General features: G+C 43.8%; 11 protein-coding genes. 4 read left to right on the top strand and 7 right to left on the bottom strand.

What is annotated here, in order from left to right; all coding sequences use genetic code 11:
* Window positions 1-50: 50 nt before the first annotated feature.
* The 5 genes from APB76_RS08125 to APB76_RS08105 form a co-directional block, all read right to left on the bottom strand.
* Window positions 51-254, bottom strand: a complete 204-nt coding sequence (locus APB76_RS08125; protein ID WP_054962194.1) for an MbtH family protein — start codon at window positions 252-254, stop codon at window positions 51-53.
* A 44-nt stretch (window positions 255-298) separates the two neighbouring features.
* The gene (locus APB76_RS08120) at window positions 299-1,954 is read right to left on the bottom strand and encodes a multidrug ABC transporter permease/ATP-binding protein (RefSeq protein ID WP_054962193.1); all 1,656 of its coding nucleotides are present in this window, start codon (window positions 1,952-1,954) and stop codon (window positions 299-301) included.
* 100 nt (window positions 1,955-2,054) lie between these two features.
* A complete protein-coding gene (gene fhuB, locus APB76_RS08115; RefSeq protein WP_054962192.1) occupies window positions 2,055-4,031 on the bottom strand; it encodes a Fe(3+)-hydroxamate ABC transporter permease FhuB in 1,977 nt (658 codons plus the stop codon).
* Window positions 4,028-4,909 carry an iron-siderophore ABC transporter substrate-binding protein gene (locus APB76_RS08110; protein ID WP_054962191.1) on the bottom strand — a complete coding sequence of 294 codons (882 nt, stop codon included), beginning with the start codon at window positions 4,907-4,909 and terminating at the stop codon, window positions 4,028-4,030. Before APB76_RS08110 ends, fhuB begins: the two co-directional genes overlap by 4 nt.
* Window positions 4,903-5,667: an ABC transporter ATP-binding protein gene (locus APB76_RS08105; RefSeq protein WP_054962190.1), complete on the bottom strand. Its 765-nt coding sequence runs from the start codon at window positions 5,665-5,667 to the stop codon at window positions 4,903-4,905. The genes APB76_RS08110 and APB76_RS08105 overlap by 7 nt, the downstream gene beginning before the upstream one ends.
* A gap of 143 nt (window positions 5,668-5,810) precedes the next feature.
* Here APB76_RS08105 and APB76_RS08100 point away from each other — a divergent pair, with 143 nt between their 5' ends.
* Window positions 5,811-6,560 (top strand): 4'-phosphopantetheinyl transferase family protein, encoded by a 750-nt coding sequence (locus APB76_RS08100; protein WP_054962189.1) that lies wholly within the window; start codon window positions 5,811-5,813, stop codon window positions 6,558-6,560.
* A gap of 26 nt (window positions 6,561-6,586) precedes the next feature.
* Here APB76_RS08100 and APB76_RS08095 read toward each other — a convergent pair whose 3' ends face one another.
* Together APB76_RS08095 and fusA are read right to left on the bottom strand one after the other, a co-directional pair.
* Complete coding sequence (locus APB76_RS08095; RefSeq protein WP_054962188.1) at window positions 6,587-7,216, bottom strand: exonuclease/endonuclease/phosphatase family protein; 630 nt, start codon at window positions 7,214-7,216, stop codon at window positions 6,587-6,589.
* 341 nt (window positions 7,217-7,557) lie between these two features.
* Complete coding sequence (gene fusA / locus APB76_RS08090) at window positions 7,558-9,570, bottom strand: elongation factor G (protein WP_054962187.1); 2,013 nt, start codon at window positions 9,568-9,570, stop codon at window positions 7,558-7,560.
* 657 nt (window positions 9,571-10,227) lie between these two features.
* Here fusA and APB76_RS08085 point away from each other — a divergent pair.
* The 3 genes from APB76_RS08085 to APB76_RS22935 all read left to right on the top strand — a co-directional run bounded on the left by APB76_RS08085 (window position 10,228) and on the right by APB76_RS22935 (window position 11,533).
* The gene (locus APB76_RS08085) at window positions 10,228-10,701 is read left to right on the top strand and encodes a hypothetical protein (protein WP_054962186.1); all 474 of its coding nucleotides are present in this window, start codon (window positions 10,228-10,230) and stop codon (window positions 10,699-10,701) included.
* 43 nt (window positions 10,702-10,744) lie between these two features.
* Entirely contained in the window at window positions 10,745-11,113 is a 369-nt protein-coding gene (locus tag APB76_RS08080) for a hypothetical protein (RefSeq protein ID WP_054962185.1), read from the top strand.
* A 75-nt stretch (window positions 11,114-11,188) separates the two neighbouring features.
* Entirely contained in the window at window positions 11,189-11,533 is a 345-nt protein-coding gene (locus APB76_RS22935) for a hypothetical protein (protein WP_157633191.1), read from the top strand.
* The last annotated feature ends 37 nt before the right edge of the window (window positions 11,534-11,570 follow it).

The following is an 11,570-nucleotide window of genomic DNA, read 5'->3' as shown; positions in this document are numbered from 1 at the left end:
TGTCAGGTACCTAAACTGCAGGTACCAAAATTAAGCAAAAGCGAGTGATGTTACTCAGCTAACGCTTCTCGCAGGCTTTTCGGACGCATGTCAGTCCACACTTCATTAATGTGGGCAAGGCAAGTTTCTTTGTTGCCTATTACCCCAACTGCCTTCCACCCATTTGGAATAGGATGGTAAGTCGGCCAAATACTGTACTGCTCTTGAAGGTTAATAACGACGGTGAATTCTGTGTTTGGGCTGTCAATACTCATAATTTCCTCAACTGATTCGTTGTTTTTATTGTTTTGATATTTGTTTAAGCGACGACGCTTTCTACTGCTTGCTGAGCTTGTGATTTATCCACAGTATCGAGTTCCGTCAGCTGACCACTATCCATCTTGAAGATGCGATCGGCCGCATCGAAGTAACGGTCATCGTGGGTAATAGCGATTACAGTCACGCCACGCACCTTAAGCAGAGGCAGTAACTGTTGGTAAAAGACTTTTCTAAAGCGAGGGTCCTGATCTGCAGCCCATTCGTCGAGAAGTATGCAACCTCGCTGTTCAGCAACGGCCATCAGTAGCGCAAGACGCTTACGCTGCCCCTGTGAATAGCGAACATCCGACAAGCGACCATTCTCTTGAGTCACTTTGTGGCTCATTTCCAGACGATCCATCCACTCGCTAATCTGGCTTTCGGGAATGTCTTGTCCTTGCCCATCCGTGATTTGATGAAACAAATGAAAGTCGCTGAACACTGAAGAGAATTGTTGACGGTAGTCAGACCAATTGTGTTTTAACATCTGCTTTCCATTGAGGAAAACGTCACCAGAGTGCGGTCGATAAAGACCTGTGAGCAAACGAGCAAACGTTGATTTACCACTGCCATTACCACCAATGATAAAGATCATCTCACCTTGGTTAGCTTTGAAATTAATTGGGCCAACTTTAAAGGGTTGATCATCTCCGTCTGCGCGATACTCATACGTCACCTGCTGCAGGTCGATATTGACAAAAGCATCAAGGGTCGAGTTTGACTCAATGAGGTTTTGATTGTCGCTTAAATCTAAAGATTCAAGCTTATGCATAGAGATATTGGCGCCAATGAGCCCTGGCAGAGCACCCACCGCGGCCATTAACGGCATACGCATAAACAAAATAACTAATGCAAATGTAGACGCGACGTCAAAGCTAGCCCAACCTAACCCAAGTGCGAGATAGAAGTTCAAACCAATTAGGGCAAGAACGATAGTATTTGCCATATTGGCGGCAAAGCCATTGTATATATCCGCTCTTGTCACCTCATCACGATAGCCTGCAGCGTTTGGGCTAAACTCATCTTCAAAGTACCGACGAGCTCGATTGGGGTTAAGAGATAATTCTTTGCGCCCATCGATCAAAGCCTGATAGTCGTGGTAAAGCTTGTCTTCCAACTCACGAACCTGACGGACGTGGAAAGTGATACGAGTCACCAGCCAATAGCCAATAACACCAGTCACACCTAACATCAGCAGGCTTACACCAAATAGAGGGAGTGAGAGGAACGCGAGATAGGATAATGCCACTACGGTAAGTACCATACCGTAAATCATTTCCGGCAAGGTAACGAAGGCAATAGTAATATTACGAATGTCGGTGTTCAGTGAGGCCAGCACCCCAGCACTACCGACATTTTCTATTTGTTCGATATCAGTGTTGATCAGTTGCTTAACCAATTGACAGCGCTTTGAATAGACAAATTGGTGGCCTAACTTGTGCAGTGACACCTGCGCAACGGTCGCCGTGATCAATAGCAGGAGCAGCAATCCAGCAAATTGCCAGATAGCGCTATGAACACTTGTTGTCTGACTCAACAGTTCATATTGAATAAAAGCAATCACGCCAATACTGAGAAAGGCACTTGCCACACTCAACAAAATAACCAAAGCGAGCGCTTTATGTTGTTTATGGGCCAACTGAAAAAGTAATTTCATCTCAAATCCATGTATTAATTATTATTGTGATTATCATTATCAACAATTTTTTAAAACAGCATTGAGGAAAGCTGATCATTGCCTCCCTCATGACTAAAATTTAGAGTCTGCGAAGTCCCCACATCAGGTACATACCGCCAATCAAAGACGCCACCAAACCAGCTGGGATTTCTTGTGGGTACAACATCTGACGACCTAGCCAATCTGCCAGTAGCATTAAGCCCATACCGACAAGTGCTGAACAAATAAGATGTTCACGAGCGCGACTAAACCAGAACAAACGTGCTAAATGGGGAGCCATCAGGCCAATGAAACTAAGCGGGCCAACAACCAACGTCGCGCTCACTGTCAACAAGGCAACAAGTAGCAATAATAAGCCTCTCGCTTGCCCTACTTTCACTCCAAGTGCGCGAGAACTGGCGTCTCCCAATGGTAGAATATCTAACCATCGAACGGTCACAAAACTCAGTCCGACCAACACGATAGCGGCGACAGCCAATGGAATAAGTGTTGCTTCAGTAACGTAATAGGTTGAGCCAGAAAGCCACGCTAATACTTGATAACTGCGTGGGTCTCCTCCAGCCAATACGAAGCTTTGTACCGCGTTCATCAAAGCTGTGATAGCCACACCTGTTAGCAAAACACGCTCGGGCTGGAAGCCAGACTTGCGGTTGAGCAAAACAATAACAGACAGCGAGGCCAAAGCGCCTAACAAACCACCTAAGTACAGGCCAACTAAACTAACGCCAATACCAGAGAACATCGCGATGACTAACCCCAAGGCCGTGCCAGAACTGATACCTATCACTTCAGGGCTCGCCATCGGGTTACCACTTAAACGCTGGATCACAGTACCTGCTGTAGCCAACATCACACCAGCCAGAGCAGCGGCAACAAGTCGGGGCCAACGCCATTCCAACAAGTTCCACTCACCAGAGGTGACCAACCATTGCCAGCCTGAGCTCTGAATCGAAGTGGTACTAAAAACAAACAAAACAATGGGCAGTAAAATAGCAACCAAGGCGATCGCATTTCGATTAAGCGATTTCACTTGCTCACTATGGCGCGTCATCACTGTTTGCGTCTGGGTTTGACTACGCATCGACAACCTTGGCAGTAACCACAATAATAGAGGAGCACCTAATGCAGCAGTAGCGGCACCAGTTGGCACAATCATAGCGGCAATACCTGGGAGCTGCTGGATAAGCAGATCCGTAAGCGTTAGTAGTAAACCACCTAACAGCATGGAGACGATTAACTTAGGCACAAGACGATGCACACCAGTTGCGCGAGCAATCGCTGGGGCTGCGAGGCCTACGAAGCCAATCACGCCAACTTTAGCAACCACCCAAGATGTCAGTAACACTGCAAGGCCAAGACATATGACGCGCAGCTTTGCCAGAGATACGCCAAGGCTTTTCGCGCCTTCTTCAGATAATTCCAACAAGGTTAGCGGCTTAACAAATAGGAATGAAATACCAATCGCTAACCCGAGTCTTGGCGCGAGATAAGCAATATCTGACCATCCGGTTTGGACGAGTGAGCCAGCTCCCCAAATCATTAAGCCAGACAGCTTATCCTGATTCATCATCAACAGGACAGTGCTAACGGCGCCGAAGTAGAGGTTAATGACCAGACCCGAAACCACCACAACTGTCGGTGAAAGTGCACGACGCCATGACAGTGCAAATACCAGTGCCATTGTTCCCACGCCACCAAGCAAAGTAACCAGTGATTTAGAAAACGTCAGTAACCAAGGGGCATACAAGGTTGCCAGCATCAACGCAAAACTTGCGCCACTAGCAACGCCCAAAGTAGAAGGAGAAGCCAGTGGGTTACGCAGAACCTGTTGCATCAAAACCCCGGCAGCGGCTAATGCAGCACCAGCAATTAGCGTAGTAAAAAATCTAGGCCACCAAGTTAGGTGAAGCTTAACAGATTCTGGAGACATCCAATCCGCTTGAAACAAACTGCCAACACCCGCAGAAAAATTACCTGATGCGATTAATTGGAATCCAACGATTGCCAGAGTAAATGCCGCAAGTATCGCAACAAGACTCAGAGATAGAATTCTCATTGTGTTACCTCTTCAGTCAATGCAGCCGTGATCAGATTGGCAAAACGCAGCGCGGAAGGCAGACCGCCAAAGCTCCAAGTCGGCTCAACCAATAATGAAGGGTGACCTGTTTGCTTAACTAAATATTGCCAGTATTGATCTTGTGCTAGATGCTCTTTAACTCCTGCAGGCAGCGGCTCAATCACTACAATCTGCCCTTCGATACCCTGTAACTTATCAATGCCCGTTAAATTGAAGCCCCACGCATTGGTTTCTTTGTTCCAAGCGTTTTGAATGCCAAGTTGATTCAACGCCACTTTATAAATGCTATTTTCTCCAAACACGCGTACATGTTTGGTATCCATAAACTGAACAAGTAACACCGGAGCAAGCTCAGCGGGTAGTTTACCCTTAAGTGTATTTAACTTTTGCTCACTATCAGCGATTAGCTGTTCGGCTTGGCTTTCCGCCTTCACTTCTTTTGCCATACGACGAGTAAAATCCGTTACGGCCTCCCAGTTCACCTCTCCGACCTTGTATAAGCCAAGAATTTTTACTGGCGCAATGCGAGAAAGCTGAGTTTCGAGCGAAGAGAATCTCGGAGAAAGGAAAATAGTGTCGAGTTCTAATTCTGAAAGCCTTTCTAGATTAGGCTGAGTTCTCAGACCTACATCGACAGTTTCAGCAGGAATCTTAGGGCTTCTAACCCAATCGTTGTAATCAGATTGCTGTGCAGACGCGATTGGCGTGATGCCTAGCGCAATCATAGTTTCTGTTTGAGACCAGTCAATCGACATAACTCGCAATGGACCATCTGAAGGCTTATTTTCCGCCAGTACTGGCGTCGCCGTGGAGAACGCTAGCAGGCAAATAGCAGTGATTGCTTTAAAACCTAGCATGGCATTGCCACCGGATAACCTGCCGCATGATCCGTTATCTGCATTTTGATTCCGTAGATATCGTGCAATTGAGGTTCAGTGAAAACTTCCGATACCGAACCTTGCGCAATCATCTTACCGCTATGCAGCGCGACAATATGATCGCAGAAGCGCGCCGCCATATTAATATCATGAATCACGATTAACACGCCCAACTCAAGCTCAGTCGCGAGCTTTTTGATGAGTTCGAGCATTTCAACTTGATGAGCAATATCAAGCGCTGACAAAGGTTCATCAAGTAGTAGATATTGTGTTCTTTGCGCCAATAGCATGGCTAACCAAACTCGCTGCCGTTCACCGCCCGACAACGTATCCACAAGACGGTCTGCATACTTTGTGGTATCGGTCATTTGCATGGCTTGTTCTATGAACTGCTTGTCTTGGCTAGTTAAACGTCCAAGTAAGCCGTGCCACGGGTAGCGACCAAAACTCACTAGGTCTTTTCCTGAAAGGCTATCGGTAGGTGGCAAATGCTGAGGAAGATAGGCAATTTGCTGAGCGAATTTTTTATCAGACCACTGAGAGACGGATTTGCCCTGCAACACGACATCCCCATCGGTTGATTTTTGTTGTTGAGCAAGGAGTTTAAGTAACGTCGATTTACCTGAGCCATTATGGCCGACAAGCGCATATATCTTGCCAGGTTCAAAATTCATATCAAAATCTGACAACAGCTCTCTGTCACCAACGCTAAATGCTAGCTTTCTAGCTTCGAGCATATCTTTTCCCTTAAACTCTCTTTTTACATAGGGTTAATCAATAGAACACGATTGATTAACAAGGTGGAATTTATATAACAGTAAATATATAAATGCAAACCATTTTCATTTGCATTTAGTTATGCGATAGTTAGGGGTATTAAATGGGAACAGATGAAGCCTTAATTAAGTACACAATGAATCTAGTCACAGCAAATCGAAGCTATTCATTATACTGGCTAACACGGCTTCCTGACATTTCGATAAATGTCGATAATAATCTGGTACATCTTAGCACCGTAGAGTACGACGTGGAGCTGTATCCGAAAACGATTAATACTGCACTCTATTTGCCACCTTCACTAAAAAACGCCAACAAAAAGCGCAAGGCAGAGTTCATTGCAGGTAGAGTGGCCGCTCAGTATTCAATGGACAAGTATCATGAAGTACACAATATAGGTGTAAACCAAGATCGCTCACCTCAGTTTCCGAGCCACTTCTCAGGTTCCATTTCTCATAGCAAAAATCTAGCGGTTTCGGCTGTGATACCCCGTGATCTGATTCCAGATAGAAACGTTGGGGTCGATATTCAACACTGGTTATCTGCTGTAGAAGCAAGAGATGTCATAACCATAGTTTGCAGCGAGCTAGAGCTAGAAAAACTGCAACCGACAAGGTTATCGATTGAACAGAAAGTGACGTTGATGTTTTCTGCAAAAGAAGCACTGTATAAAGCGATTTATCCACAAGTGAAGGAAGTGCTCAATTTCGATGTGGTTGAGTTAGTGGATGTAAAAACCGATCACCTAGTGTTTTCTCCATCACCTAGCCTACTAAAAAGAAAAGCCTTCTCACCACTTGTGTGTCATTATAAATCGTGCGAAAACTACCTCTTATGCGTTGCCGTGGTATGACCGGACTATACTCAACGAGCGTTTCACTATGCTATGCTGGTTGTTATTGGATAATGGTCCGATAGTTTTTCTACGACAACGCTCGGCCCACTTTTTATTTCTAGAGCTCTAGATGCGAACGCATCAAGGCTAGCGCCACTACTGTGCGTTCTCCTTTTAAACGTATGAAGGCTATAGTTATCCGGACGATAACTGGATCCAACATTGATGCAGTTCTCTTCACCATTGAAAAGAATGTTGAAATCTCCTCCCAACAAATACTTACCATCTGCCCCAACCAAGGTTTTTGTAGCGTACGCCAAAGTAGCTGTAAGATCCGTACCACCGATACCTCCCGACGTTGCGTGTATCGTCGATAACCAAACATCGCCAACCAAAACGCTAATTATCGGGCGACCCGAGGTAGAAAGGTACGCTATATCGTACTTAGAATGTTTATTCGTAATGATCGCCACAGAACACCGATTGTTCAATGCTCCAGCTTGGAGTGATCCGATAACACTCTTTCCTGCAAATTGGTTTAGCGTCGCGATAGTCCCGCACTCTTGGACCATAACAACGTCATACAGTGCACACATCGTTTTTAACGTCAGCTCCTTGTCGGCATTATTCGCTACACCACCTTGCATGTTCCAAGAAATAACTGAGATAGACATTTATCCTCCGGCTGTACCCATCTGATGACACTCTCTAGGTAGTGAGAGAGTACGCTTGACCAGTAAAATATTCAACAAAACACATAAAGGGCACTGACATTTTTTGGATGTGAGTAGCTCACGAGCTACATATGCTAGGCTGCTCTAGACTTGATACACCACCGTTAGCAGTAATTCACTACGAGACTCCTCGTGGGCACCCATTAGTTAGGTTTTAGTTGAACTATCGGGCTCGACTCCGGAGGCATTCAAATCGGGTTGCTTGATCCTAATCAAGCAACAAAAAAAGCCGCGAATACGGCTTTTAATCTCTGTTGGCTAAAGATATTGACGTAAACTTGCTATGTTTCCGCACAAACCTGTTTTTGTACGTTAGGTGGCGCAGACTCGTAGTGGCTTAGGCTCATGTTGAAACTACCTTCACCACCAGTTATTGAGCGTAATCGCCTTGCGTAATCTTGTAGTTCATTGATTGGTGACTTGGCTTGCAGCAAAGTATAGTTCGCATCAATCTGCTCTGTACCCTCAATTAAACCGCGATTGCCAGACAAATCACCCGAAACATCACCAACATATTGAGTTGGAATCGTCAGCTCCATATGCACGATAGGCTCAAGCACAATAGGTTCAGCGTCTAAAACTGCATTCAAAAAGGCTTTCTTACCCGCGATAATAAACGCGATCTCTTTCGAATCTACAGAGTGATGTTTACCATCGAAGACCGTCACTTCGATGTCTTTAATCGGGTTACCTGAAATCGCGCCTTCTTCTAACGCCTGCTTAATTCCCTTTTGTACCGCTGGAACTAGCGCAGTTGGAATCGCGCCTCCGACAACTTTGTTTACAAACTTAAAGCCTGCACCTCTCTCAAGTGGCGATACTTTTAGATGAACCTCACCAAATTGCCCAGCGCCGCCACTTTGTTTCTTATGACGATATTGAGCTTCTGCGGGTCTAGTGATCGTTTCAAAATACTCGACGCTTGGTTGTGTCGTTTCAACCTCTAGCTTGTAAACAGATTGCATCTTCTCTAACGCAACTTTAAGGTGAAACTCACCTTGTCCACTAATGATGGTTTCATTACTCCGCGATCTATGTTCTATCCGCAAAGATGGATCTTCAGAAGCGATCTTACTTAGTACATCGCTTAGTTTTTGCTCGTCTCCACGTTTTATTGGTTTTAAGCATAATGAATACATAGGCTGGGGGAAGTTGAGGGTTTTAAGCTCGACGCCATCTTCATCGTGGGAATCGTGTAAAATTGAATCAAACTCTAACTCATCAATTTTAGCCAAAACACAAAAGTCCCCAGCCAGTGCTTGATGGATCTCTTTACGTTCTTTTCCTTGCAGTTGATATAGGTGGCCTACTTTGAACGACTTATTGCTCTCACCCACGTACAACTGACTACCTGCATTGATTTCACCTTGGAAAACACGAACATAAGCAAGTTTACCCAGATAAGGGTCAACACTTACCTTATAAACGTGCGCGACAGTGTGCTCTAATGTTTCGCAGTTCACTTTGATCTTTTGACCATTTTTCTCTAGCAAAGGCGGATTGCCTTCATTTGGCATCGGCATAATTTCAGACAGCGTTTTTAGTAGTAGTTCTACCCCTGCGCCTGTCTCGGCTGATACAAAACAAATTGGGATGATATGTCCCGTTCTTAGTGCCTCTTCAAATGGATCATGCAGTTGCTGCGGCGTAAGCTCCGAACCTTGCTCTAAATAGAGTTCCATCAACTCTTCATCAACCTCAATCACTTGATCTATCAGCGTTTCATGAGTTGCTTCGACATCATTGATAAGAGTCTTTGCGCTCATATTTGGCTCAAAAAAACAATCGACTACTGTCTTTCCATCGCTTGCAGGTAAGTTAATTGGCAAGCAGTAGTCACCAAATTTCTCGGTGATCTCATCTAGTATCTGAGTGAGCTTACTTGCCGCAACATCAAGCTTATTAATGATGATCATTTGGCATTTCTTCTGCTCTTGAGCAAAGGCGAATAAATGTTTAGAGGTTTGAGTGATGGGCTGTTGAGGATCGATGATTAGTGCTGAAGTTTCTACTGCGGGGAAGACGCTTAACGCCCGACCAAGCAGTTCATTTTGCCCCGGAGTATCAATAATGTTCAAGCGGTGATTTTCATAACGCATGGTTACAGGGGTGGCTTCAATACTGTGCTGATACTGAATTGACTGAGCATCAAAATCAGTAATGGTGTCACCTTTATCCACCCTACCTAAGCTCTTGGTGGCTTGGCAGGTATAGAGAAGATTTTCTATAAGTGTGGTTTTACCACTACCCGTTTGACCAACAAACGCAATATTTCGAATTTGATTGATAGGCATAGAGCCTCCTTGCAAGATGAGTGACGGAACATACGTATATAGCAATGGAGTGGCGGGCTTACCGCCTGCTCGACTTCCATGTCATTTTACGAATCACTCTATGCATAAAGGCCAACTTCAGTTTTCATTGAAGATAATTTTAGCATGCACGAAATAACCCCACTTTAATGTGACTTATTTCATAACAGTTCAGGTTGGTACTTGAGCTAGGTCAATGGAGGAGGATTTGGTTGTGTGACACAATATCAGCTTTCACTAGGTGGTTTATTGATGTAAGAAAACTTCAAAATAGAACCAAGGAATTGCAATTACATTGTTTCCTTCGACTGCGAAGTACTTGGCAACACCACATTTCAAATAAATCAGTTATCTATTGATTTTCACATGTACAGAAAACGTAGCGATTTAGCACTCTATTTTACGCTATTTTTTAATGAGTGCCGCCATTATCTAGCCGATCAGCCCCACCTATCTATCAATACCTGTGATACTAATCAGCATTAATGCAATGGATAATATATACCAGACTTCCCATGCAACATATCAATAAGTTAGAATCTCGCCTCAGCAAATCTTACTTTTAATCTGTGCGCTATAACCAAGAAATCATCTAGTTACAGCTCTCAATCACAACGTTATAAACTGTTGGTGTGTTAAATGAACTTTAAAAAATGCTTATTCGCATCTAGTGCCTTTTTCTTAGCGGCATGTACCTCGCCTATTCAAGAGACTGTCGATACATCCGAATTCAATAACCTACTACTAGGGAGTTGGAAGTGTGGATCTATAGATGAGTATTTCAAGGAAGATACAGTTCTTGTCTACAGTAAAGATGGACAAGTTTCTGTTGATACATCCATGTACATGAAGGTGGAAGGGACTGACGATGTTTTGTCCTTTGATATCTCAGGAACTGCGAGTTGGGAATTGAACAAAGATAACTTGTATGAGGTTTACGAAGAAATCAATTTTAAACCTACCAATGAATATACAGCCTCAATCAAAGGTTTTATGTCCTCTTTGATGCCGAAAAAAGGTCAAAGAGGTAAGTCTAAAGTGCTTTCACTCGACAACAATAAACTTATCTTAGAAAGTGGTGACAACGAAAAGCTGACCTGCTACAGAAAATAACGTATTCAACTCTTAATTAAAATTGTTGACAGTAGGTACTTCGATGAGAAATCTGACTTGGTTGACTATACTTCTAGTTTTCTTTTCTGCCACTAAAATTTACGCAAAAGACGTAATATTAAGCTCAGTTATACTCGAAAGCGTTAGTGTTATTAATGTGCCATCTTTAGGGCATAAGGCAGGTAACCTTGAAATAAAAGTTTTCAATGGTATCGCGGATTTACAAGGTTTAAATTGCGATCCTCTGTACATTACGACTTCAAATGACGGGGTTGGTTTTAACAACATGATTTCCGTGCTATTAGCAGCACACGCAGCAAGAAAACCCGTGATTCTTGGTGTTACAGATAACCCCGCTTACAACGCGTTTCCTGGTCGTTGTAGCCTCCTATTCGCTTCAATCCAAATGTAGGTACATATGAGAAAACTACCGTTCTCAAAAACGCCAGATACAAGAACCAAAAATAGCAAACAAGGTTTAATAAAAATGATATCCAAACTAAAAACACTATGTGTGTTAATGCTTATAGTGAATTCAAATGTAGTATGGGCCTCGCAGTACGTCGGCACTGTAAGAAATGTAGTTTGTCACTCTAAAAACATTACTTCACTCTGTCAGGTTAGACTAAATAGATCTATTCAAGGAAGCACATGCGCCACCACTGAATGGACTTACGTCTTCGATGGTTCGACAATTGAAGGAAAAAACCTACTCTCTATTCTTATTTCAGCTCAGGTTTCTAAAAGCACAGTCGTTATTGGTGGTACAGGCTCTTGTTCTTTAAATGACGAATCTGAAGATATTCGCCATATTTTCATCGATACACCATAAACGCTTAAACATCGCCGAGCCTAAACTCGGCGTTTTT

Source organism: Vibrio bivalvicida (assembly GCF_001399455.2).
GTDB classification, from domain to species: domain Bacteria; phylum Pseudomonadota; class Gammaproteobacteria; order Enterobacterales; family Vibrionaceae; genus Vibrio; species Vibrio bivalvicida.
This window is presented reverse-complemented; position numbering and strand designations above follow the sequence as displayed.